The organism is Pseudomonas sp. FG1 (genome assembly GCF_034313875.1).
Lineage (GTDB): Bacteria > Pseudomonadota > Gammaproteobacteria > Pseudomonadales > Pseudomonadaceae > Aquipseudomonas > Aquipseudomonas veronii.
Genome location: NZ_JAVIWP010000001.1, coordinates 2,146,905 through 2,170,935, shown reverse-complemented (window position 1 = coordinate 2,170,935; position 24,031 = coordinate 2,146,905). Strand labels below are relative to the sequence as shown.

The window sequence follows — 24,031 nt, the reverse complement described above, 5'->3', positions numbered from 1 at the left end:
TCCCGCGACGAACGCGTGCAAAAACGCGACATTTTTAGTTGATCTCAAGCCCCTCACGCCCTAAAGTTCGCGCCGAACGTCCATGCTGGAAACGATCCATCCGGCTCAAGTACTGACGACGAGACAGCAAGGCCAAGGGAAGCTTATCCCATGGCCTTTTTGCTTTCGGCGACATGCCTTGGGAAGTAGGCGAACCAAAGTGGGGATACGGAGGACGTTCATTTGCACCCATTGATCAATTTAGTTTGCCCTTAGGAGTTCCCAGCATGTCGATCAACGTCGAAGATTATTTCGCGCGCGCCACTTTTGACAAAATGAAGGCGTTCGCCGACAAGCAAGAAACCCCGTTCGTGGTGATCGACACCGCGATGATCAGCCAGGCCTACGATGACCTGCGCGCCGGTTTCGAATTCGCCAAAATCTATTACGCAGTCAAGGCCAACCCAGCCGTCGAGATCATCGACCTGCTGAAAGACAAGGGGTCGAGCTTCGACATCGCCTCGATCTACGAGCTGGACAAGGTCATGGCCCGCGGCGTCAGCCCCGACCGTATCAGCTACGGCAACACCATCAAGAAATCCAAGGACATCCGCTACTTCTACGAGAAGGGCGTGCGCCTGTTCTCCACCGACTCCGAAGCCGACCTGCGCAACATCGCCAAGGCCGCACCGGGCTCGAAAATCTATGTGCGTATCCTCACCGAAGGCTCGACCACGGCTGACTGGCCTCTGTCGCGCAAATTCGGCTGCCAGACCGACATGGCCATGGACCTGCTGATCCTCGCCCGCGACCTGGGCCTGGTGCCGTATGGCCTCTCGTTCCACGTCGGCTCGCAACAGCGCGACATCAGCGTGTGGGACGCGGCGATCGCCAAGGTCAAAGTGATCTTCGAGCGCCTGAAGGAAGAAGACGGCATCCACCTCAAGCTGATCAACATGGGCGGCGGCTTCCCGGCCAACTACATCACCCGCACCAACAGCCTGGAAACCTATGCCGAAGAAATCATCCGCTTCCTCAAGGAAGACTTCGGCGACGACCTGCCGGAAATCATCCTGGAACCGGGCCGTTCGTTGATCGCCAACGCCGGCATCCTGGTCAGCGAAGTGGTGCTGGTGGCACGTAAATCGCGCACCGCCGTCGAGCGCTGGGTGTACACGGACGTGGGCAAGTTCTCCGGCCTGATCGAAACCATGGACGAAGCCATCAAGTTCCCGATCTGGACCGAGAAGAAAGGCGAGATGGAAGAAGTGGTGATCGCCGGTCCTACCTGCGACAGCGCCGACATCATGTACGAAAACTACAAGTACGGCCTGCCGCTGAACCTGGCGATCGGTGATCGGTTGTACTGGTTGTCGACCGGTGCGTACACCACCAGCTACAGCGCGGTTGAGTTCAATGGCTTTCCGCCGTTGAAGTCGTATTACGTGTAAGACGGCGGCGAACAAAAAACCCATGACCTGTCATGGGTTTTTTTATCGCTCAGAAACAGGTCATGGCATGTTGCTCATAGGCATCGGCCATCGCCCGAATCCGCGGATCATTCGTCTGCGCCAGCGCCTTGTGCGCCACCCGCAAAAACTTCAGATTGCCGCCCGCCAGCGCCTTGCGCAACCACACCAGCGCCGCCTCGATCTGGCCGCTGTCGGCCAGCACCGCCGCGTAACTGAACTGCCCACGGAAATCCCCGGCTTCGGCTGAGCGTCGATACCACGCCACGGCAGCGTCCGGATCCCTCGGGCAAAACCGGCCCTCTTCCAGATAGCGCCCCAACAGGTTCATCGACTTGGCGTGGCCCTGCTCCGCCGCCTGGCGATAACACCTCAGCGCGTGCGCCTGGTCCTCGGCGACACCGCGACCGGTGGCCAGCAGGTTGGCGTAGTTGTATTGCCCCCAGTCCAACCCGGCTTCGGCCGCCAGCCGATAGTCCCGCGCCGCCGCCGCTTCGTCGGCGACGCAGCCCCAGCCATGCTCGCGGCAACGCCCCAGCATATTGCGCGCCATCAGGTGCCCGCCCTGCGCCGCGATCTGGAACCAGCGCAGTGCCAGCGCTTCATCGCGCTCGATGCCGCGCCCTTCCAGCAGGATCTGCCCGAGCAAGGCCTGGGCATCCACCACGCCCTCCCTGGCCGCGATCAGGATCGCCTGGGCCGCGCGCACTGGCGAGTCGTCGAGCATGCGCTGCAACTGCTCGACGTTGAGCACTTCTTCACGGCGCAATAAAAAGCCCATGCTCAGACCTCGACCCAGCGACGCAACAGGTTGTGGTAAGTGCCAGTGAGCTGGATCAACGCCGGGTGGTCCGGGACCGCCGCGGTCAGTTGCTGGATCGCACCGTCCATCTCGAACAGCAGGGTGCGCTGGCTGTCTTCGCGCACCAGGCTTTGGGTCCAGAAAAACGAGGCGTAGCGCGCACCGCGGGTTACGGCGTTGACTTTATGCAGGCTGGAGCCGGGGTACAGCACCATATCGCCGGCGGGCAGCTTGACCCGTTGCACGCCGAAGGTGTCCTGGATCTCCAGTTCGCCGCCGTCATAGTCCTCCGGGTCGCTAAAGAACAGCGTGGACGACAGATCGGTACGCACCCGCTCCTGGCTGCCCTTGGGCTGGCGCACGGCATTGTCGATATGAAAGTCGAAACTGCCCCCGGCCGTGTAGCAGTTGAGCAGCGGCGGGAAGACTTTGTGCGGTAACGCCGCCGACATAAACAGCGGGTTTTGCCACAACCGCTCCAGCATCGCCGTACCGATTTCCTTGGCCAGCGGGTGGCCTTCGGGCAATTGCAGGTTGTGCTTGGCCTTGGCGGACTGGTGCCCGGCGGTGATTCTACCGTCGGCCCAGTCGGCGGTTTCCAGGGCTTGGCGAATGCGCTGCACTTCCTCACGAGAGAACAGGCCGGGAATATGCAGCAACATGAGCACTACCTGAGAGCGGAAAGACGTTAATGGTATTGATTCTTATCCTCTCTGTAAAACCCGAAGACGAACGAGATCGTAAAAACCGTAAGGAAAAAGTGTAAAGAATGTAAATTAGCTACGAATAGCAATAAGTCGCAATTGATACAAAGTCTTGTTCAGCCTATATTCCGCGGCCTCACATCCTTGGGGAAAGGACACGTCATGTCGCGCACTTGCATAAAAACACCTGCCAGTTCACCACGCCTGCTGGCTTCGGCCATCGGCGTTGCACTCGGCGCCAGCTCTGTCGCCCATCTGGCGCAAGCGGCCGACGACACCGAACAGAAAGGCCAGCGCAACAGCATCTCCCTGGGCGCCACCAGCATCACCGGGGAAGCACAGGACGCCACCTCCTATCAGGTCGAAAAAGCCTCTTCGCAAAAGTACACTGCGCCGCTGGTGGACACGCCGCGCTCGGTCACCGTGGTGCCACAGCAAGTGCTCAAGGACACCGCCGCCACCTCGTTGCAGGATGCCTTGCGCACCGTGCCCGGCATTACCTTCGGCGCCGGTGAAGGCGGCAACCCCCAGGGCGACCGCCCGTTCATCCGCGGTTTTGACGCCCAGGGCGACACCTACCTGGACGGCGTGCGCGATACCGGCGGCCAGAGCCGTGAGATCTTCGACATCGAATCGATCGAAGTCAGCAAAGGCCCGAACTCTTCGTTCGGCGGGCGTGGCTCGGCCGGCGGCAGCCTCAACCTGGTGAGCAAGACGCCCCAGGCGCGCGACTTCACCAACGGCGGCTTCACCTACGGCTCCGACCAGACCCGCCGCTACGTGCTCGACGTCAACCGCCAATTCCTCGACGACAGCGCCGCGTTCCGCCTGAACCTGATGAGCCACGAACAAAACGTCGCCGGCCGCGACGCGGTGAATTACGACCGTTGGGGCGTGGCGCCGTCGCTGACCTTTGGCCTGGGCACGCCGACCCGCGTCAACGTCAGCTACTACCACATGGAAAGCGACGACCTGCCGGATTCGGGGATCCCCTACGGTTACGGCTCCGCGACCGCCACCGCCCACGTACACGACAAACCCAACGACGGCGGCGACAGCAATAACTTCTACGGCCTGAAGAGTCGCGACTTCCGCAAGACCCGCGCCGATATCAGCACGGTCTCCGTCGAACACGACCTGAACGACAACATGACGCTGAAAAACACCCTGCGCCATGGCAACACCGGCCAGGACTATATCCTCACGCAACCGGACGACAGCAAACTCAACGTCAACAAGTTCGGTACTGTGTGGCGCCGCGCCAACAGCCGCGTGTCGACCACCGAGACCACCACCAACCAGACCGATCTGTTCGGCAACTTCCACGCGCTGGGTTTCAAGCACACCTACTCCACCGGCCTCGAGTTCACCGGCGAAGAAACCCGTGTCAGCAGCTACACCATCAGCCCCAACGCCAACCCGGTCTGCACCGTGGCCAAAGGCAGCCTGGGCGGCCAATGCACCTCGCTGAGCAACCCGAACCCGGACGACGCCTGGACCGGTAGCATCGCGCGCAACTACAACGGCACCAACACCAAAGCCACCAGCCGCGGCGCCTACGTGTTCGACACCATCGAACTGGACCCGAAATGGCTGCTGAACGTCGGCCTGCGCTACGACACCTTCGACACCGAGGCCAACACCAACGCCACCACCGGGCGCACCAAGATCAAAGACGACAGCCAGTTCTTCAACTGGCAGGCCGGCCTGGTCTGGAAGCCGGTGGAGAACGCCAGCATCTATGCGTCCTACGCCACCTCGGCCACGCCGGCCGGTGGTCTGGTCGGTGAAGGCTCCGACGGCAACCCACTGTCCGCCGGCGCCGCCACCAGCGACCTGCAACCGGAAGAAACCGTCAACTACGAGCTGGGCACCAAGTGGGATCTGTTCCACGACCGCCTTTCGCTGACGGCTGCCGTGTTCCGCACCGAGAAGAAGAACACGCGCATTCTGGTGGATGCCCTGACCTACGAGAACGCCGGTGAATCCCGCGTCGATGGCCTCGAACTCTCGGCCAGCGGCAAACTCACGGATCAATGGCAAGTGTTCGCCGGCTACAGCTACCTCGACAGCGAGCTGGTCAAATCCGGACGCAACGGGCGCAACGGGGTGCTCAGCGCCGGCTCCAGCGAGGGCAACCAAATGCCCAATACGCCGAAGAACACCTTCAGCCTGTGGACCACCTACGACATCACGTCGAAGCTGACCATCGGCGGCGGTGCGTTCTATGTCGACGAGGTCTACGGCGATGCCGGCAACACCGTGTATGTACCGTCCTACACACGCTACGACGCCATGGCCAGCTACAAGCTGACCAAGAACGTCGATCTGCAACTGAACGTGCAGAACCTGACCGACAAAACCTACTACGACAAGGCCTTCTCGACCCACTTCGCCAACCAGGCGGCCGGGCGCACCGCGCTGTTGACCACCAGCTTCCACTTCTAAACGGTCAACCCGCAGCCAACAGCCCCACGCATCGATGCGTGGGGCTTTTGCGTGTTAAACAACAAAGTTTCTCGACAACCCACGGCATAATGCGCGCCGTGCTACAGATATCCAGATGAGCGAGGCGGTCCGACGTGTTGAAGAAAACCCTGTTCCAGTTGCACTGGTTCTTCGGCATCACTGCCGGGCTGGTGCTGGCCTTGATGGGGATCACCGGGGCGGCGGTGTCGTTCCAGGATGAAATACTGCGCGCGCTCAACCCCAGCGTGCTGAGCGTGGCAAAACGCGACGCCGGGGTACTGCCGCCCGCCGAACTGGTGCGCAAGCTCGAAGCCAGCGAAGGCAAGCGCGTGTCGATGCTGTGGGTGGAAACCGACAGCGGCACCGCCGCACGCGTGTTCTTCACCCCGCCGCCGGGTGAACGGCGCGGCCAGATGCGTTACTTCGACCCCTACACCGGCGACTACATGGGTGACGCCGTCGGCCAGGACGTGTTCGGGTTTCTCCTGCAACTGCACCGCTTCCTGGCCATGGGCGACACCGGCCGGCAAATCACCGGGGCCTGCACGCTGATCCTGCTGTTCTTCTGCCTGTCCGGCCTGTACCTGCGCTGGCCGCGCCAGGTGGCGAACTGGCGCGTGTGGCTGACCCTGGACTGGCGCAAAAAAGGTCGCAGCTTCAATTGGGACTTGCACTCGGTGTTCGGCACCTGGTGCCTGTTGTTCTATCTGTTGGCGGCGCTGACCGGCCTGTCGTGGTCCTACGAATGGTACAACCAGGGCCTGAACAAGCTGCTGTCCGACGCCCCGCAGAACGAACGGATGCGCAAACGCGGCCCACCGCCCGCGGGCCCGACGCCGGAAGCCAACTACGCGGCGATCTGGAGCAGCATCTACAGCAGCGCCGGCCCCGACTTAAGTGCCTACAACATCCGCATGCCGGCAGTCGCCGGGCAGCCGGCCACGGTGTTTTACCTGCTGAAAAACTCGCCCCACGACCGCGCGCTGAACCAGATCAACCTGGACCCGGCCACCGGCGCGGTGAAATCCCACGAGCGCTACGCCAGCAAGAGCCTCAAGGCTCAATTGCTGACCAGCCTCTACGCGCTGCACACCGGCAGTTACTTCGGCCTGGTGGGGCGGATCATCCTCACCATCAGCGCGCTGTGCATGCCGTTGTTCTTCATCACCGGCTGGCTGCTGTACCTCGACCGTCGCCGTAAAAAGCGCCAGGTACGCGATGCCCGCGAGCGCCTCAGCGCCAATCACAGCCATGCGCCGGCCTGGCTGATCGGCTTCGCCAGCCAGAGCGGTTTTGCCGAACAACTGGCCTGGCAGACCGCCGGGCAACTGCAGGCCGCGGGCTTGCCAGTGAACGTGCAGCCGCTGGGCAGCGTCAGCCAGGACCAACTGCGCCAATCAGAAAATGCGCTGTTCGTGGTCAGCACCTTCGGCGACGGCGAAGCCCCCGACAGCGCCCGTGGCTTCGAGCGCAGCGTGCTCGGGCAGGACCTGTCCCTCAAAGGCTTGAACTACTCGGTACTGGCCCTCGGCGATCGCCAGTACCAGCACTTCTGCGGCTTTGCGCGGCGCCTGCACTTCTGGCTGACCAACCAGGGCGGCACCCCGTTGTTCGCCCCTGTGGAAGTCGACAGCGGCGACACCCATGCCCTGCAGCACTGGCAACAACAGCTGGGGCAACTCACCGGGCACGCACCGACAGCGGCGTGGCCGAGCGCACAGTATGAAAACTGCAGCTTGAACCAACGCACCTTGCTCAACCCTGGCAGTGTCGGTTCGGCTGTGTACCTGCTGGAGCTGAGCGTGCCGTCAGGGCAACGCTGGACGGCCGGCGACCTGGTGGAAATCCTGCCGCGCAACGGCAGCCGGGCCATCGCGCAGTTCCTCGGGGGCCTGGGCCTGGCCGGCAGCGAGAGCGTGCTGATCGACGGCCTGGCGCACACCCTCGACCAGGCCCTGGCCACCCGCCAACTGCCGGACAACCGCGCCCATCTGGTAGGCCTGCATGCCCAGGCGCTGGTGAACGCGCTGGCGCCCCTGGGCATGCGCGAATACTCCATCGCCTCGATTCCCAGCGACGGCGTGCTGGAGTTGATCGTGCGCCAGGAACGTCATCCGGACGGCACCCTCGGCCTTGGCTCGGGCTGGCTGACCGAACACGCGGCCCTCGGCTCGAGCATCAGCCTGCGCCCGCGCCGCAACAGTGGTTTCCACCTGCCGGACGCGCCTGCGCCGTTGATCCTGCTGGGCAACGGCACTGGCCTGGCCGGTTTGCGCAGCTTGCTCAAGGCACGCATTGCCGACGGCCAGCAGCGCAACTGGCTGTTGTTCGGCGAACGCACTATCGCCCACGACTACCTGTGCCAGGACGAACTGCAAGGCTGGCTGGCCAGCGGTGACCTGGCGCTGCTGGACCTGGCGTTTTCCCGCGACCAGGAGGAAAAGATCTACGTGCAGGATCGCCTGCGCGAATCGGCGGACGTGTTGCGTCGATGGCTGGCGGACGGCGCGGCGATTTACGTGTGCGGCAGTTTGCAGGGGATGGCCGCGGGGGTGGATCGGGTGCTGCATGAGGTGCTGGGCAGTGAGGCGGTGGAGCGCTTGATCGAACAGGGCCGCTATCGCCGCGATGTCTACTGAGATCCTCTAACCACTGAAGAACCTATGTGGGAGGGGGCTTGCCCCCGATGGCGGTGGATCAGTCAACTCATGGGTTACTGACACACCGCTATCGGGGGCAAGCCCCCTCCCACAGTTTTTGACTGTATTCCAAGTCAGTTTTTGACTGCACTCCAAGTCAGTTTTTGATTGTATTCCAAGTCAGTTTTTGACTGCACTCCAATCAGTTTTTGACTGCCCCCTCAATCAGACCGGTTGCAGCTTTTGCTCGAACACTGAAACCCCATCCAGATCACGCAGCATCACCGTCAACTCCGCCGTCTGCCCATCGATCTGCACTTCGCCGAAAAACTGGAAACCGGCAAACGGCGAGGTGTTCTGCGCCGGCGGTGCTTTCTCGAACACCACCTGCGGACCAAAGGTTTTATCCAGCGGATTGGGCCCGAAGCTCCCCGCATTCAACGGCCCCGCGACAAACTCCCAGAACGGCTCGAAGTCCTGGAACGCCGCCCGATCCGGGTGGTAGTGATGCGCCGCGCAGTAATGCACATCCGCCGTCAACCACACATGGTTGCGCACCTGCTGCGCGCGCAGAAACCCGAGCAGCTCGGCGATTTCCAACTCGCGCCCTTGCGCCGGGCCGGGGTCGTTGTTGGCGATCGCTTCCCAGCGCGGTACGCCCGGGCTGACTTCGCCGTCGGGCACGCCGAGGCCGATCGGCATGTCGGCGGCGATCACCTTCCATTGGGCCTGGGACGCCTTGAGTTCGCGCTTGAGCCAGTCCAGTTGCTCTCGGCCGAGGAAGGGTTTGGCGCCGCCCAGGTTGTCATCGTTGGGCCCGCGATAGCTGCGCATGTCGAGCACGAACACATCCAGCAGCGGGCCGTAACTGAGCTTGCGATAAATCCGCCCGCCGCCGTCGGCGCTTTGCCGACGCATGGGTGAATATTCCAGCCAGGCCTGACGCGCATGGCCGACCAGGGTGTTGATGTCCTTGATCTGGTAACGCTCATCGAGCTGCTTGCTCGGCGACCAGTTGTTCACCACTTCGTGGTCGTCCCACTGCCAGATCTGCGGCACTTCGGCGTTAAAGCGCCGCACGTTTTCATCCAGCAGGTTGTAGCGGTAATTACCGCGATACTCATCGAGGGTTTCAGCGACTTTGCTCTTGGCCTCGGTGGTGATGTTGCGCCAGATGCGCCCGCCTTCGGTGGTCAGTTGCGCCGGCACCGGGCCGTCGGCGTAGATGGTGTCGCCGCTGTGGATAAAAAAGTCCGGCAGGCGCAGGCGCATGGCTTCGTAGATCCGCATGCCGCCGATGTCCGGGTTGATGCCGAAGCCTTGGCCGACGGTGTCGCCGCTCCACACAAAGCGAATATCGCGACGCTGTTGCGGCACGCTGCGCAGGTGGCCGAACCAGGGCTCGCTGGCGACGCCGGTCTGGGCGTCTTCGAACTGCACGCGGTAGAAAATCGCCTGGTCGGCGGGCAGGCCGGTGAGTTCGACGCGGGCGGTAAAGTCGCTGCGGTTGTCGGCCAGCGGCGAGACGAATCGGCGTGGGTTGCTGAACACACTGCGGGTGTCCCATTCCACCACCATCCGCGCCGGGCGGTCGCTGCGGCTCCAGATCATCGCGCGGTCGCCGAGCAGGTCGCCGGACTGCACGCCATCGGTGAGTTGCGGCCGGTCCTTCACCGACGCAATCACCGCCGGCGCCAGCCCCGGCAGCAACAGGCCCGCGCCGACGGCTTGCATCACGCGGCGACGGCCGAGATCGAAATGGCTCATGCAGATGCCCTCTTGAGTATCAAAAGGGCAACTAGAACACGCAGGGATGAAGCCGATATGACACCGCCTTCAAAGCCTCGCAAATCCTAATGTGGGAGGGGGCTTGCCCCCGATGGCGGTGGGTCAGTCCATTCATGGGTGACTGACACATCGCCATCGGGGGCAAGCCCCCTCCCACATGTTCAACGGTGTTAGGCTTGGGCGGGTGTGACCGCCAGTTCCACCGCTTCCGGGCGTTTGATCAGCGCGTACACCAACCCCGTCAACACGCTACCGGCGGCAATCGCCAGCAAGTACAGCAGCGCATGGTTCATCGCATTCGGGATCACCAGCACAAACAGGCCGCCATGGGGCGCCGCCAGTTTGCAGCCGAAGTACATCGACAGCGCGCCGGTCAATGCGCCACCGGCGATGCTGGCCGGGATCACCCGCAGCGGGTCCTTGGCAGCAAACGGGATCGCGCCTTCGGAGATAAAGCACAGGCCCAGAATCATCGCGGCCTTGCCGGCCTCGCGTTCGGTCTGGGCAAACTTGCGCCGGGCCAGGAAGGTCGCGATGCCCATGCCGATCGGCGGCACCATGCCGGCCGCCATGGTCGCCGCCATCGGCGCACCGCTGGACGCCGCCAGCAAGCCGACAGAGAACGCATACGCGGCCTTGTTGATTGGCCCGCCCAGGTCAACGCACATCATGCCGCCGAGCAGGATACCGAGCAGCACGGCATTGGTGGTGCCCATCGTGCTGAGGAAGTCGGTCAGCCCGGTGAGCAGCCGCGCCACCGGCGGGCCTACCAGATAGATCATCGCCAGGCCTGTGAACAGGCTCGCCAGCAACGGGATGATCAGGATCGGCTTGAGCGGCTCCAGGCTTTGCGGCAGGCGCACCGCGCCGGTGATCAGCTTGACGCAGTAACCGGCGAGGAAACCGGCAATAATCCCGCCGATAAAGCCCGCGCCCAACGTCCCGGCCAGCAAGCCGCCGATCATGCCGGGGGCCAGGCCGGGGCGGTCGGCAATCGAATAGGCGATATAGCCCGCGAGCAGCGGCACCATGAGCATGAAGGCCTGGTCGCCGACGGTTTTCAGCGCCGCCGCCAGGGTGCCTTTTTCTTCAAAGGCATGGATGCCGAACACGAACGACAAGGCGATCAACAGACCGCCCGCCACCACCATCGGCAACATGAACGACACGCCGGTCAGCAGGTGTTTGTAGACCCCGGTTTTTTCCGACTTGACCACCGCCCCGCTCGCCGCGCTTTCCACGGTGCCTTCGGCCAGGGCCTTGTTGAGGGTCGCTTCGGCTTGCTTGAGGGCGATGCCGGTGCCGCAGCGGTAGATCTTCTTGCCGGCGAAGCGCTCGGTGGCGACTTCGATATCCGCCGCCAGCAGCACCACATCCGCCTCGGCAATCGCTTGCGGGCTCAACGGCGTGCGCGCGCCGACCGAACCCTGGGTTTCTACCTGCAAGTCATAGCCCAGGCGCTTGGCGGTCTGCTGCAATGCTTCGGCGGCCATGAAGGTGTGGGCCACGCCGGTCGGGCAGGCGGTGATCGCGACAATACGCGGGGCTTGCTTGGCCGCCACCGGGGCTTCGCTGGCGACATACACCTGAGCCTCTTCGGCGCCGCGCCGCAATACCGCCTCGACGTCCTGCAAGGCCTGCGCCGGGGTGCTCTGATACACGCGCTTGCCGACAAACCGCTGCATATCCAGCGGCGTGCTGCTGACCAGCAACACCCACTCGGCGGCATCGAGCGTGGCCTGGGACAACTGGCGTTCCGGGCGCTGCACGTCTACCACTTCGACGCTGGTGCTCCAGCCCTGGCGCTGCGCGGCGGCGTCGAGCAAACGGGCGCACAGCACACTGGTGACCATACCGTTCGGGCAGGCGGTAACAATGGCTAAATTCATCACAAACCCTCTTATTGTTCTGTCAGCGGGCGCACATGGACGCCGCTTTCGAGACGCGCCAATTGCGCATCATCGCTGATGCCAAACCCGATCTGCGTGACGGCCATCGCGGCAATCGCCGTGGCGCGGCGCAAGGTGGTCTCGGGCAGATCGAACCCGAGCAAACCGTGGAGCATCCCGGCCAGCAGCGAATCGCCGGCGCCGACCGTACTGGCAACGCTGACTTTCGGCGGCGTGGCATGCAGCGCCGTGCCGGGGCTGAACCAGTTGACGCCGTCGGCACCGTGGGAAATCACCACATGCTCGATGCCGCTGGCATGCAAACGCGCGGCGGCCTGGGCCTGTTGGTCGACGGAGTCGGTCGGGCAGTCCAGCGCTTCGGCAAGTTCTTCGGTATTGGGCTTGATCAACCACGGGCCGGCCTGCAACCCGGCGCGCAGGGCTGCGCCACTGGTGTCCAGGGCGACTTTCAAGCCGAGGTCTTTCAGCAGCGCCAATAAGCCCTGGAACCACTGCGGGCTGACACCGCACGGCAAGCTGCCGGCGACCACCACCGCATCGTGCCCCGGGGCGATCAGCGTGAGTTGGTTGAGCAACGCCTGCTGCGCCTGCTCGCTGACCAGCGGCCCCGGCGCATTGATGTCGGTGACGCGGCCATCCTGTTCGGCGATCTTGATATTGCTGCGGGTCTCGCCGGGCACGCGGATGAACGCATCGGCAAACCCACGGCGCGCGATCAGCGCGTCAAAGGCCTGGGGGTTGTCCGCGCCGAGAAAACCGCCGACGGTGACCTGATGACCGAGGTCGGCCAGCACCTGGGCGACGTTCACGCCCTTGCCGGCCGCGTGGGTCAGCATCGTCTCGCTGCGATTGACTTCACCGGGTTCCAGGCGCGCCAGGCGTACCGTGAGGTCCAACGCCGGGTTCAGCGTCAGGGTCAAAATCCTTGCCATCTACACGGCCTCCACAAGGGCTCGCACTTCAGCGGGCGAACCCACCGCGAGTGCTTGTTGCGCCAGGCCCTGGGCCTCGCTCAGACTGAATTCTCGCACCCGCGCCTTCACCTCGGGAATGCTGCGGGCCGACACGCTCAACTCATCCACGCCGAGACCGATCAGCACCGGCACCGCCAGCGGGTCGGCGGCCAGTTCACCGCACACACCGACCCATTTGCCATGGGCATGGGCGGCGCGCACGGTGATGTCGATCAGTTGCAACACGGCGGGGTGCAGGCCATCGGCCTGGGCCGACAGCGTCGGGTGGCCACGGTCGATGGCCAGGGTGTACTGGGTCAGGTCGTTGGTGCCGACGCTGAAGAAGTCGACTTCCTTGGCCAGCACCGGCGCGAGCAACGCGGCGGACGGCACTTCGATCATGATCCCCAGTTGCAGGTCGGCCACCGGGATTTCCAGGCGCAGGCGCTCGGTCATGTCCCGCGCTGCGCGCCACTCATCGACGCTGCCGACCATGGGGAACATGATGCGCAGCGGCCGGTTATCCGCCGAGCGCAGCAGTGCGCGCAATTGCGCTTCCATGATCTGCGGGCGTTGCAGCGTAAGGCGAATGCCGCGCACGCCGAGGAAGGGGTTTTCTTCCTCGGCGATCGGCCAATACGGCAGCGGTTTGTCGCCGCCCACATCCAGGGTGCGGACCACCAACGGGCGACCGCCGAGGCCGTCGAGCACGCGGCGGTATTCGGCTTCCTGGGTGGCTTCGTCCGGCGCTTGGGGGTGGGCCATGAAAATCAGCTCGGTGCGCAGCAGGCCAATGCCTTCGGCGCCCTGCTCCACCGCGCTCGCCACGCCGGCGCTTTCGCCGATGTTGGCGAACACTTCCACGGCGTGCCCATCCCGGGTCAGGGCCGGCTGATGGCGCTGCGCCGAGGCGGCTTGCAGGCGTTGTTCACGGGTGTCGCGTTCGACGCTGGCGCGTTGCAGGGTCGCGGCGTCGGCGTCGACATGCAGGCGGCCGCGCTGACCGTCGAGCAGCAACGGCGTACCGGCGGCCAGCAGCAACACGGCCGGGCCGGCGCCCACCAAGGCGGGGATGCCCAGGGCGCGGGCGACGATGGCGCTGTGGGCGGTGGCGCCGCCACGGGCGGTGAGAATGCCGGCGACGCGCGCCGGGTCGAGGCGCGCCACATCCGACGGGCCGACTTCGTCCATCACCAGGATGTAGGGTTCGTTCGGTTCCTGGACGGTTTCGACACCGCACAACTGCGCCAGCACACGGCGACCGATGTCGCGCAGGTCGGCGGCGCGCTCGGCGAGCAAGGCGTCCTGCAACGATTCCTGCTGCTTGGCGGCGGCTTCGATCACGCTCATCCAGGCGGCTTCGGCGCTTTCACCCTGTTTGAGGCGGGTGTCGACGTCGTCGGTCAGTTCCGGGTCGTCGAGCATTTCCTGGTGGGTAATGAAAATCTCGCGGATCGCCTTGGCCTGGCTGCGTTCGATCAGGCCCTGGATATCGCCGCGCACATCGGCCAGTGAGGCGTGCAGGCGCTGGCGCTCGATGGCCGAGGACTCGCCACGCAGCGGATAGTCGAACGGTTGCAGCACCTGGATATGCGCCGGGCCGATGGCGATGCCCGGTGCGGCGGCGATGGCCTGGATCTGGCTGCCGGCCAGGGGCGCGCTGAGCGTCGGTTCGAGCACCACGGCGGCGGCTTGCACACTCGCGACAGGCAGCGGCTCGACCTCTTCGCCAAGCCCCTCTTGTACCGCGGCCAGCAAGGCGGGCAGCGCATCGTCGGCAATCGTCGGCTCTGCGACAAACTCCAGCACCTGGCCACGCCGGGCGCCGAGGCTGAGCAGCTTGCTCAGGCTTTTCACCGACACGGCGCCCACCGCACCATCGACGATGCGTACACGAATATCGCCGTCAAAACTTTTCGCCAGTTGCGCGAGGATCTTCGCCGGCCGCGCGTGCAGGCCATGGGCATTGGCCAGGGCGATGCGTGCGCTGGGCCAGTCGGGTGGCAGCTCACCACCCAATACTTCAAGCACCGCACGGCTGCTGGTGGCGCGGCCCAGTTCCTGGCCACGCCCTTCAATCAACAGCGCACACAGGCGTTCGAGCAAGGTCTGGTGCGCCTCGCCGAGGCTGGCCAGGCAGAACAGACCATTGAGGGGCTGGCCGAGGTAACGCATGGGTTTGTCCGGGGTGACAAACGCCAGCCCCGGGCGCTTGACGGTCTGCTCGCTGTGCAGCCACCACAGGCCATCGCCCAGGGGCAGCGCATCGACCTGCTGCAACACGGCGGCAAAGCCATTGCTCACACAATCGGCCTGGCGCAGCAGGCGGGCGCCGCGCCACACCAGCTCTTCAAAATCATCGGCGGACACACCGAGCCCGATCATTTGCGCGTCCAATGCCAGTTCCTGCGGCGCGCCCTGCAACAGTTTCAGCAGGGCCTCGGCGGAAGCGGCGCGGCGCAGTGCCTGGCCCAGGTCGGTTTCCCCAAGGGCGCGGGTCAGCAATTGCAGCAGGCGCAGGTGTTCATCGGATTTGGCGGCAATGCCGATGGCCAGGTAGACGATCTGGCCATCGCCCCAGTCCACCCCTTCGGGGAACTGCAGCAGGCGCACGCCGGTGGAAAATACCTGATCGCGGGTTTCGGGGGTGCCGTGAGGGATCGCGATGCCTTGACCGAGAAAGGTCGAACCTTGGGCTTCACGGGCTTGCAAGCCGCTGAGATAACCCTCGGCGACCAGGCCGTCGGCCACCAGTTTGTCAGCGAGCAGGTGCAAGGCAGCAGATTTATCCACAGCCGTCTGGCCCATGGAAATCTGCTCTATGGTGAGCTCAAGCATGCCGTTCTCCTAGTTAGTGCGTCGGGCGCACTAGGTATTGTTTTGAATAAATCAGTCTAAAGTCGTTCATGAACAAACTGACTGAGCAGTCGGTTGGCAGTAGCCACTCAGTAGCGAACATCGCAAAAATACGCCTGCTGAAACGTTTAATCTAGAATTCGTGGCAGATTACGCGTTAATTGCGCATCCTTGAAGACCCACTCGGCACTTGAGCTGAGACATTGGTCGTCTGCAGTAATCGGTTACGATTGGACAAAATGTCGGGGCAAGCTCCAGAAAACAAGGAAATCCCGGTTTGAAACTCAGTGATATCGCCCGTCTCGCCGGTGTGTCCGTGACCACCGCCAGCTATGTCATCAATGGCAAAGCCGAACAGCAACGCATCAGCAGCGCAACCGTCGAGCGCGTGCGCGCGGTGGTCCAAGCCCATGGTTTCACGCCCAACCCCCAGGCTGCGGGACTGCGCAGCCGGCATACGCGCACCTTGGGTTTCATCCTGCCAGACCTGGAAAACCCCAGTTACGCACGAATTGCCAAGTTGTTGGAACAGGGCGCGCGCGCGCGAGGCTATCAATTGCTGATCGCCAGCTCCGACGATGACGCCGACAGCGAGCGCCAGTTGCTGCAACTGTTCCGCGCCCGACGCTGCGACGCGCTGTTCGTTGCCAGCTGCCTGCCGGCCAGCGACGACAGTTATCGCGAGCTGCAAGCCAAGGGTTTGCCGGTCATCGCCATCGACCGGGAGATGGACCCCGCGCAGTTCTGCTCGGTGGTCAGCGACGACCGCCAGGCCTGCCAGCAACTGACCAGCAGCCTGCTGCAACCGCTACCCAAGCAGATCGCGCTGATCGGCGCGCGACCCGAGCTGAGTATCAGCCAGGCGCGCGCCGCCGGTTTCCGTGAAGCGCTGCAGGGATTCGGCGGTGAAGTGATCGTCGAACACGGCGAGGCGTTCAGCCGCGACTGCGGCCGGCAACTGATGGAGCAATTACTGCAGCGCCTGGGGCATTTGCCTGACGCGCTGGTGACCACGTCCTACGTGCTGCTGCAAGGCGTGTTCGACGCACTGCATGACTTCCCGCTCAAGACGCGGCCGCTGCGCCTGGGCACCTTCGGTGATACCCAACTGCTGGATTTCCTGCCGCTGCCGGTGAATGCCATGGCCCAGCAACATCAACTGATCGCCGACACCGCGCTGCGCCTGGCCCTGGCTGCGATTGAAGAACAACAGTATCAACCCGGCGTAAACGCCATCGGCCGCACCTTCAAGCAGCGCATTCACGAGGTTTGAGCGTGGAGCTGATCGACACCCACACCCACCTGGACTTCCCGGACTTCGACAGTGATCGCCGGCAAGTCCTCGCGCACAGCCGCCAACTCGGCGTACAGCGCATGGTGGTGTTGGGGGTGTATCAGCAAAATTGGCAACGACTGTGGGATCTGGTGCAAGACGATGAAGGTTTGTTCGCAGCCTTCGGCCTGCACCCGGCGTACCTCGACGAGCATCGCCCCGCCGACCTGACGGCCCTGGGCGACTGGCTGACCCGCCTGCGGGGCCATCGGCAATTGTGCGCGGTGGGCGAGATCGGCCTGGATTACTTCCTCGAACACCTCGACCGCGAACGCCAGCAACACCTGTTCGAAGCCCAACTCAAGATGGCCGTGGATTTCCAATTGCCGGCCCTGCTGCATGTGCGCCGCAGCCATGCCGCCGTGATCGCCACCCTCAAGCGCATCCGCCTGCCACGGGGCGGCATCATCCACGCCTTCGCCGGCAGCCGCGAAGAGGCGCGCGAGTACATCAAGCTGGGGTTCAAACTGGGCCTGGGCGGCGCGGCCACCTGGCCACAGGCGCTGCGCATGCACAAAGTACTCGCGCAACTGCCCCTGGACGCCGTGGTACTGGAAACCGATGCACCGGACATGGCCCCCGCCATGCATCCCGGCCAGCGCAACAGCCCGGAACACCTGCCCGAGATCTGCGCCGCGTTAGCCGAGCGCATGGGCCTGAGCCCGTTATCGCTGGCGCAGGCGAGCACACGCAACGCGTGCGAGCTGTTCAATTGGTAGCGGGCTGACGGCCTGCAGGTCCAGGGTCATGCGTTGCCGATGGCGGGCAAAACGCAGCACCAGGCAGTGGATCAGCACCGTCACCAGTGAAAGGTTGAGCTGCTCGATCACACTGAGCAACCCCACCCACTCCGCCACCAGTGCGACCAGCAAGGTCACGCAGGTCAGGATGATCATGCTCGGGCGAACCAGCGCCCACTGGTCCAGCGCACGAAATTGACGCTGCTGTTTGCGACCCCGCAACTGCAGGCCCGACTGGCAATACACGCACTCGAACGGCTCGTCGATGGCAATCGCGTTCAACTGCCAAGGCTTGAGTTCAAACGTCATGTCGCATCGAGCACAGCGCCCTCTGATACCGAATGCAGCAATCATCGCCGTGCCTCCTTGGGACTGTGACCAGGTGAAACAAATTTTCACCTATTCACGCCGCCAGAAAAGATACGTCGCAAAATTAAGACAATCACCACAACCACAAAGGACAAATCCTACTAACAGGCCCTACACCCGAAATGCGCCGATCAGTTGCTTCAGCTCGATCACCTGCTGCGACAACTGCCGGCTGGCCGCTTCGGTCTGGTACGCACCGTCGGCCGCATGCTCTCCGGCGCGGTTGATTTCGACGATGTTGCGGTCGATGTCGTGGGCGACCGCGGTTTGCTGCTCGACGGCGGCGGCAATCTGCTGGTTCTGATCCACGATCATGCCGACGGCGCCGAGAATATTTTCCAGGGCCTGCTGGACCTTTTCCGACTGGCCCACGGTGCCTTCAGCCATGGCATGGCTGGTGCCCATGGCCTTGACTGCCGCGCCGACACCGCTGTGCAATCGGCTGATCATCTGCTCGATCTCTTCAGTGGAGTGCTGGGTGCGCCGGGCCAGGGTCCGCACTTCATCGGCCACCACCGCAAAGCCGCGGCCCTGCTCCCCGGCGCGGGCTGCTTCGATCGCGGCGTTGAGCGCCAGCAGGTTGGTTTGCTCGGCGATGCTCTTGATCACTTCCAGCACACTGCTGATGGATTGGCTGTCGGTGGCCAGTTGATTGATCACGCGTACCGACTCATCGATCTCCGATGCCAACCGCGCAATGCTGCCTTGCTGGGACTGCACCAGGCCACGGCCGCTGACGGTTTCATCGTTGACGCTATGGGCGCTGCTCACCGCCGCCGCCGCGCTGCGTGCCACTTCCTGGGCGGTGGAGGACATCTGGTTCATGGCCGTCGCCACCTGTTCGATCTGGCTGCGCTGCCCGGAGACCGCCTGGTTACTGCGGGCCGAGACCGCCTCGACCTGGCCGGCCTGCAACTCAACCTGGCTGACGGTGTGCCCGACGCGCTCGATCAGGTCGTGGATCTTGGCCACGGTGCCATTGAACACTTGGCCCAGGTCGCCCAACTCGTCGCGGCTGCGGGCGACAAACGTGACGGTCATATCGCCCGCCGCCACCTTGTCCATCATCGCCCCCAAGCGCCGCAACGTGGTGCGCGTCGAGGCATAGAAACCGGCGTACAGATAAAAGATCAGCAAAAACACCGCCGCCAGGGCCGACACCAGTACGACCATGTGCGTGCGGTTTTGCGTCAGCCGTTGCTCCAACTGTTGTCCGAGAAAACCCAGGGTGGCCTCATTGAGTTGGTAGGTCTGGGCCATCAGTTGACTCACGTCGTCGTAGAAGCCCTGCCACGGTGCGTCGAGGGTTTCGGCCATCACCACCTGCTCTTCAAACAGTTCACTGCCTTGCTTGAGGCTCGCGTTGCTGGCCTTGGCCAGGCTGTCGAGCGCTGTGTGGGCGGCTTTGCTGGAGCCCAGGGCGTCCTGCAGCTTCAAGCCGTATTCGGCCTGGAGTTTTTCCAACTGCTGCAACAGCTCGTCGAAGCGCGTGCTGGAGGAGGAGTTGAGAAAACCCTGGCCGAGGGAGTACGCGCCCATTGCCCGCCCTTCGCCCAACGTCTGGGTGACTTGCGGCGTGACGCCGGTGATCAGTTCGCTGAGCTGGCGCAGATCACTCTGGGGGTCGCGGCTCAAGCCGGATTGGCTGGCGATGATCTGGCTGAGCATCTGCGCCTTGTTCAGCAGTTTGCCGATCAGCGCACTTTTGCTCTGTAGCGATGACTCCTGTTGCTGGGCCTTGAAGGCGCCAACCAGCTCGTCGCGCTTGGCGTCGAATACGGCGACTTGCTCGGGGTCGGTGGCCATCGCGCTCAGGCCTTGCAGGCGCGCCAGCACACTCTGCTCCAGGGTGTTGATCGCGCCCTCCAGATCGCCCGCCTTGCCGGATTGGCCGAGGGTCGCGTTGATCTGCACCTGGTTGTTGAGGGTTTCCAGGTCACGGCGCAAGGCCAGGCTGCTGCCGAGCAAATCCAGGCTTTGCAGTTCGATGCGGGTGCCCTGGAATTCACGCCAGGAATCGCGCACCAGGAAATAGTTGGTCGCCAGCATCGGCAACAGGAACAACACGCTGATCAAACTGAACTTCATGCCGAAGCTCAGGCGGTTCATCAGCGCGACGGCGGGATAGAGCAAGCTCTTCACAGGTGAACTCCCTTCCTATTATTTTTATTTGAGGCGCAGGGCGGCGGCAGATAGCCACTATTTGGCGCTCTACTTGTATAGCTCAAATCGTAAGGGAGTTTTGTAACGTAAAGTTAACGCGCTGTGGGAGCAGGCTTGCTCCCACAGGGATTGAGCGTGACCGCTAGGGCAACACGGTCCAGATGGCGAAACCGGCATACCACAGCACCGCCGCGCGCAGCAGCAGTTCCCACAGGCGATCCAGGCTGTTGATGCCGTCGGCCCCCACCACCGGCGGCGGGATTTCGGCGGCCACCAGGCCGACTTTGTCCATCAGTTGCGCGGCACTGATGTCCCAGCTCAACAGCTCGTGGAGCATCACTCGGCTGACCGCGACAAAGTTGCCCACCAAGGCGAAGCTCGCCGCCAGCAAGCGCACCGGCAACCAGTCAAAGGCATGCCGCAGTTGCGCGGCACGCTCGGCCACCAGAGGGTTCTGACTGTGTTCGCTGGCCAGCGCCAGCAGGCGATAGGCCAGGGCTGCGACCGGGCCCAACAGGAAATACCAGAAGATCACCGCAAAGAAGCTCTGATAGGCCTGCCACAAGAGATACCCCTGGACACCCTCCAGCAACTGCTCGCCACTGTCGGCAGCGACCTTCAGGTCACGCTCGGCCACATGCTCGGCGGCCTGCAGGTCGCCGCGCCGCCAGGCATCGCGGAACGGGCCAAGCCCGGCCAGCAGGTCACCGCGCCCCAGGCTATAGATCAGCACCAGCAAATGCACCGGCAGCGCCAACAGGCCGTAGGCCACCGGTTCCAGCACCAGCAGCAACAACGCCAGCACGGCCACCGGCAGCAACACCAGCAGCGCCAGAATCAACCAGGGCTGTTCGCCCAGGCGCGGGCTCGATTCCAATCTGGCCAGTTCGCGCAGCCATCTGCCGTCGCGCTGCAACTTTTGGCGCAAGGCCGAGAATTTCTCGATCCAGACCGCCAGCACCAACATCAGGAAACTCATTGTGCGTGTCCTCCATCCTGCAGGGCGCTGCGAAAGCGCATCCAATCAAAAGCGGGCCCGGGATCGGTCTTGCGCCCCGGGGCGATATCGCTGTGACCACAAATGCGCTGACGGGTGATGCCCGGGTAAGTCGCCAGCAACTGACGTGTCAGGTCGATCAGTGACGCATATTGGGCATCGGTAAACGGCAGGTCATCCGTACCTTCCAGCTCGATCCCCAGGGAAAAGTCATTGCACGTTTCGCGCCCCTCGAAGCTGGAAACCCCGGCATGCCAGGCGCGGTCGAGGCAGGACACAAACTGCGTCACCCCTCCGTCGCGTTCAATCAGAAAATGCGCTGACACGCGTAGGTCGGCAATCCCTGCAAAGTAAGGATGTTCCGTGACATCCAAGCGATTCTGGAAAAATTCCTGCACCTTGCCGGTGGCGAACTGCGCCGGCGGCAGGCTGATGTTATGCACCACCAACAGCGAGACTTCACCTGCGGGGCGCTCGTTGAAGTTGGGCGAAGGGCAATGACGAACACCCTGGCACCAACCGCTGGCGGGGTCCAACTGCATACAGGTTCCTTGAACGTGACTAAGTCTGACCAGTATGCCGCGTTCAGCCCTATGGTTGCGATCACTTGCCGCGATTGAGTTGACGCAAGTTACCCGCCACCGTCGCCAGCGCACGCTCGAACAGCAGGGCTTCGTCCAGGATACGCAACGCACCACGCTTGAACGCCAGGGCCAGTTGGCCGGCGCTGCGCTCGAGCACCTTGAGCCCGGCGCGGTTGACGAAAACATAGCGATCGGCCGGTGCCATGATCGCGTTCAGTTTGCCGCGCAGAGCGGTTTTCTCGGGTTCCAGGAACTCGAGCCAAACGCCAACGCGCAATTGGCGCACCTTGAGCAGGTCGGGATCATCCGCGGCTAGGTCCTGCGCGGCATCGGGCAAGCCAGGGTCGAACACGAAGGGCTCCTGCACCTCGATCAACCTCTCGTCGCCCTCGAACGCCTGAACATGCAGGGCCTGCAGCCGAACAAAGAACTCACGGGTGCTGAAAGGGTCGAACCCCGCGCCGCTCACCCCGTCGCGCAAGGCCTTGAGCAACGCCGGCAACTGCTCCAGCAGATGCCGCCCGGCCTCGGTGTCGTCGTGCAGGCCAACGCTCCAGATCAACTCGTCCAGGGTGCGCAGCCCCGCCTGCCACTGCACCGATTGCTCACCGTGCTTGAGGCTGGCCAGCAACAGCACCTGGCTCCAGGCCTGTTGCACAAACTGCACCACCGAGCGCGGCAGGACCTTGCCCAGCAAACGCCGGTTCAGCACGTCGGCCACGCGCTGTCGGGCCGCCTCGTTACGCAGGCGCGCTTCCTCGGTATCGCGGGTGTGCTGTTCGAGCAATGCACTGTGCCGGCGCTCGTCAGCGGTAAACGCGCAGAACTCCGACAGCAGTTCGGAAAAAATCGCCGGGTCTTCGGCAAAATCATTCAGCAACCGCTGCACCACCTGCTCGATGCGCAGGTACAGGCTGTCACGCGGGTTGCCCTCAGCCGGGCTCCAACCAATGGCGGCACCGGCGATTTCGTTGAGCAGCCGCCGCGCCGGATGGCCGGCGCGGCTGAAAAGGCTCTTGTCCAGCACCGCCAGTTTGAGCATCGGGATCTGCAACCGGGCGATCAAGGCTTTGAAGGCGTCCGGGACGGCGTGGTCATTGAGGATGAATTCGAACAACAGCGCGACCAGGTTGATCACGTCTTCGTCGGCCTCTTCCACGACCCGCGATTTGCCGCTCTTGACGCTGACTCGGGTCAGCAGTTGCTTCAACTGGTTGCGCAGGTCGAAGTCGTCCTCGACATCCGGCTCCGGCACGTATTGCTGCAAATGGGACAACAGCCGCAGCAGGTCGCGGGTGGCAATGGGCTGGGGCTCGGCGCTGGCTTCCAGGGTCGGCGCGACACTGCCGCGCACGGCGCCCAGCAGCGCTCGCAAGGTAGAAAAGGCGTGCTCGCCATTTTCGTCGACTGGCTGGTCGGCGCTTGGCAACCGGGCTTCACGCGTGTGCTTGCACGGTACGCGCCCGCCGGAGCGACGGGCCGGCGCCGCCTTGAGTTCAGGCAGCACGCCGGTGGCGACCAGCAACTGATTGGCCTCACCGTACAGGTGGTCGGCGTCGCTGAGCACGTACTTTTCAAAGAGCTTGAGCATGACCAGCTTGACGCGAATTTCCACGCCCAGGCTGCGCCCCGCGCGTAGGAAAAACTCGCACAGCAGCGCCGGCCCCAGGGGGTTCTCGCAGTCATCCATGGACCTGCCGAGCAAGGCGCCCAGGCGAGTGGTCAGTTGCCCCAGGGCGAGGCCGTCGCGATGCTGCACCCGCCCGAGCATTGCCTCCAGCGCCAGGGCTTTTTCCAGGTCCTCCCTGAGGATGCCGGGCACCTTGTCGTAGGACACCACCGGCACCAACTGCCGTTCACCGCGCCCTGCCCCGCCCAGGTTGGCGAAGGCCTCGAACAGTTGCCCCATGAACACGCGCTCGAAATTCTTGCGCTTGAGACGCAGGTCGCGCATGGCTTCAAAGAAAATATGGTGGTCGACGTTGTTAAGGGCCTTGTCGGCCATTTCGAACAGGGTGTCGTCGGCGTTATCGAACAGCTCCTGCAAACCTTGCTGCAGTTGCTGCGCAGCCTTGTCGCGAACCTGCAGCAACACCACCGGTAGGCGCGCGAGCGGCGATGGCGTGGTCTGTGCCTTATTGATCGGCACCACCTTTCCGTCGTTGTGCATCCAGGCCTCCTGAAACGGCGGTGTGGGTAGGGCAAAGTCGGGGCAGGCCCAGTGGGGCACTGCGAATATCCGGTTACCACCAGGACGTCAAAGCTATGACGCCAAT

The 24,031-nt window shown here is 63.5% G+C and carries 16 protein-coding genes and 1 pseudogene; 5 read left to right on the top strand and 12 right to left on the bottom strand.

Annotation, left to right across the window (positions count from 1 at the left end):
- Window positions 1–266: 266 nt before the first annotated feature.
- On the top strand, window positions 267–1,430 hold the full coding sequence (locus tag RGV59_RS10005) for a type III PLP-dependent enzyme (protein ID WP_017845449.1): 1,164 nt from the start codon (window positions 267–269) through the stop codon (window positions 1,428–1,430).
- A gap of 49 nt (window positions 1,431–1,479) precedes the next feature.
- Here RGV59_RS10005 and RGV59_RS10000 read toward each other — a convergent pair whose 3' ends face one another.
- Together RGV59_RS10000 and RGV59_RS09995 are read right to left on the bottom strand one after the other, a co-directional pair.
- Window positions 1,480–2,229 carry a tetratricopeptide repeat protein gene (locus RGV59_RS10000; RefSeq protein ID WP_126585805.1) on the bottom strand — a complete coding sequence of 250 codons (750 nt, stop codon included), beginning with the start codon at window positions 2,227–2,229 and terminating at the stop codon, window positions 1,480–1,482.
- A gap of 2 nt (window positions 2,230–2,231) precedes the next feature.
- The gene (locus tag RGV59_RS09995; RefSeq protein ID WP_017845451.1) at window positions 2,232–2,912 is read right to left on the bottom strand and encodes a Fe2+-dependent dioxygenase; all 681 of its coding nucleotides are present in this window, start codon (window positions 2,910–2,912) and stop codon (window positions 2,232–2,234) included.
- Window positions 2,913–3,116: 204 nt separating this feature from the next.
- Between RGV59_RS09995 and RGV59_RS09990 the strand changes: the two genes are divergently transcribed.
- Window positions 3,117–5,402, top strand: a complete 2,286-nt coding sequence (locus RGV59_RS09990) for a TonB-dependent receptor (RefSeq protein ID WP_057005149.1) — start codon at window positions 3,117–3,119, stop codon at window positions 5,400–5,402.
- Window positions 5,403–5,536: 134 nt separating this feature from the next.
- Complete coding sequence (locus RGV59_RS09985) at window positions 5,537–8,062, top strand: PepSY domain-containing protein (RefSeq protein WP_126585806.1); 2,526 nt, start codon at window positions 5,537–5,539, stop codon at window positions 8,060–8,062.
- A gap of 225 nt (window positions 8,063–8,287) precedes the next feature.
- On the opposite strand, the gene RGV59_RS09980 is transcribed toward RGV59_RS09985, so the two are convergent.
- From RGV59_RS09980 to ptsP, 4 genes are all read right to left on the bottom strand, one after another.
- On the bottom strand, window positions 8,288–9,829 hold the full coding sequence (locus RGV59_RS09980; protein ID WP_126585807.1) for an alkaline phosphatase D family protein: 1,542 nt from the start codon (window positions 9,827–9,829) through the stop codon (window positions 8,288–8,290).
- Between the two features lie 191 nt (window positions 9,830–10,020).
- Window positions 10,021–11,739 (bottom strand): PTS fructose-like transporter subunit IIB, encoded by a 1,719-nt coding sequence (locus RGV59_RS09975; protein WP_126585808.1) that lies wholly within the window; start codon window positions 11,737–11,739, stop codon window positions 10,021–10,023.
- An 11-nt stretch (window positions 11,740–11,750) separates the two neighbouring features.
- Window positions 11,751–12,692 (bottom strand): 1-phosphofructokinase, encoded by a 942-nt coding sequence (gene pfkB / locus RGV59_RS09970; RefSeq protein WP_046488116.1) that lies wholly within the window; start codon window positions 12,690–12,692, stop codon window positions 11,751–11,753.
- Complete coding sequence (gene ptsP / locus RGV59_RS09965; protein WP_017845457.1) at window positions 12,693–15,551, bottom strand: phosphoenolpyruvate--protein phosphotransferase; 2,859 nt, start codon at window positions 15,549–15,551, stop codon at window positions 12,693–12,695. It abuts the gene before it with no gap.
- Between the two features lie 295 nt (window positions 15,552–15,846).
- Here ptsP and cra point away from each other — a divergent pair, with 295 nt between their 5' ends.
- A complete protein-coding gene (cra, locus tag RGV59_RS09960) occupies window positions 15,847–16,842 on the top strand; it encodes a catabolite repressor/activator (protein ID WP_017845458.1) in 996 nt (331 codons plus the stop codon).
- A gap of 2 nt (window positions 16,843–16,844) precedes the next feature.
- Window positions 16,845–17,621 (top strand): TatD family hydrolase, encoded by a 777-nt coding sequence (locus RGV59_RS09955; RefSeq protein ID WP_126585809.1) that lies wholly within the window; start codon window positions 16,845–16,847, stop codon window positions 17,619–17,621.
- Here RGV59_RS09955 and RGV59_RS09950 read toward each other — a convergent pair.
- The 6 genes and pseudogenes from RGV59_RS09950 to RGV59_RS09930 form a co-directional block, all read right to left on the bottom strand.
- Window positions 17,568–17,996, bottom strand: coding sequence for a hypothetical protein (locus RGV59_RS09950; protein WP_046488108.1), 429 nt, complete (start codon window positions 17,994–17,996; stop codon window positions 17,568–17,570). The genes RGV59_RS09955 and RGV59_RS09950 overlap by 54 nt on opposite strands.
- A gap of 126 nt (window positions 17,997–18,122) precedes the next feature.
- On the bottom strand, window positions 18,123–18,827 hold the full coding sequence (locus RGV59_RS31685; protein ID WP_370737529.1) for a methyl-accepting chemotaxis protein: 705 nt from the start codon (window positions 18,825–18,827) through the stop codon (window positions 18,123–18,125).
- A 153-nt stretch (window positions 18,828–18,980) separates the two neighbouring features.
- Window positions 18,981–19,184, bottom strand: a pseudogene (locus RGV59_RS31680) (HAMP domain-containing protein); the annotation flags it as partial.
- A 1,132-nt stretch (window positions 19,185–20,316) separates the two neighbouring features.
- A complete protein-coding gene (ampE, locus tag RGV59_RS09940; protein ID WP_104903957.1) occupies window positions 20,317–21,153 on the bottom strand; it encodes a regulatory signaling modulator protein AmpE in 837 nt (278 codons plus the stop codon).
- Window positions 21,150–21,713, bottom strand: a complete 564-nt coding sequence (gene ampD, locus RGV59_RS09935; protein ID WP_017845463.1) for a 1,6-anhydro-N-acetylmuramyl-L-alanine amidase AmpD — start codon at window positions 21,711–21,713, stop codon at window positions 21,150–21,152. Before ampD ends, ampE begins: the two co-directional genes overlap by 4 nt.
- 61 nt (window positions 21,714–21,774) lie before the next feature.
- Window positions 21,775–23,925, bottom strand: coding sequence for a DUF1631 domain-containing protein (locus RGV59_RS09930; RefSeq protein ID WP_126585810.1), 2,151 nt, complete (start codon window positions 23,923–23,925; stop codon window positions 21,775–21,777).
- Window positions 23,926–24,031: the final 106 nt, after the last annotated feature.

What these genes read in the sequence shown, in the direction of transcription:
- RGV59_RS10005 (WP_017845449.1), top strand. Translation starts at nt 267, where the DNA reads ATGTCGATCAACGTCGAAGATTATTTCGCGCGCGCCACTTTTGACAAA.
- RGV59_RS10000 (WP_126585805.1), bottom strand. Translation starts at nt 2,229, where the DNA reads ATGGGCTTTTTATTGCGCCGTGAAGAAGTGCTCAACGTCGAGCAGTTG.
- RGV59_RS09995 (WP_017845451.1), bottom strand. Translation starts at nt 2,912, where the DNA reads ATGTTGCTGCATATTCCCGGCCTGTTCTCTCGTGAGGAAGTGCAGCGC.
- RGV59_RS09990 (WP_057005149.1), top strand. Translation starts at nt 3,117, where the DNA reads ATGTCGCGCACTTGCATAAAAACACCTGCCAGTTCACCACGCCTGCTG.
- RGV59_RS09980 (WP_126585807.1), bottom strand. Translation starts at nt 9,829, where the DNA reads ATGAGCCATTTCGATCTCGGCCGTCGCCGCGTGATGCAAGCCGTCGGC.
- RGV59_RS09975 (WP_126585808.1), bottom strand. Translation starts at nt 11,739, where the DNA reads ATGAATTTAGCCATTGTTACCGCCTGCCCGAACGGTATGGTCACCAGT.
- pfkB (WP_046488116.1), bottom strand. Translation starts at nt 12,692, where the DNA reads ATGGCAAGGATTTTGACCCTGACGCTGAACCCGGCGTTGGACCTCACG.
- ptsP (WP_017845457.1), bottom strand. Translation starts at nt 15,551, where the DNA reads ATGCTTGAGCTCACCATAGAGCAGATTTCCATGGGCCAGACGGCTGTG.
- RGV59_RS09950 (WP_046488108.1), bottom strand. Translation starts at nt 17,996, where the DNA reads ATGATTGCTGCATTCGGTATCAGAGGGCGCTGTGCTCGATGCGACATG.
- RGV59_RS31685 (WP_370737529.1), bottom strand. Translation starts at nt 18,827, where the DNA reads ATGTCCTCCACCGCCCAGGAAGTGGCACGCAGCGCGGCGGCGGCGGTG.
- ampE (WP_104903957.1), bottom strand. Translation starts at nt 21,153, where the DNA reads ATGAGTTTCCTGATGTTGGTGCTGGCGGTCTGGATCGAGAAATTCTCG.
- ampD (WP_017845463.1), bottom strand. Translation starts at nt 21,713, where the DNA reads ATGCAGTTGGACCCCGCCAGCGGTTGGTGCCAGGGTGTTCGTCATTGC.
- RGV59_RS09930 (WP_126585810.1), bottom strand. Translation starts at nt 23,925, where the DNA reads ATGCACAACGACGGAAAGGTGGTGCCGATCAATAAGGCACAGACCACG.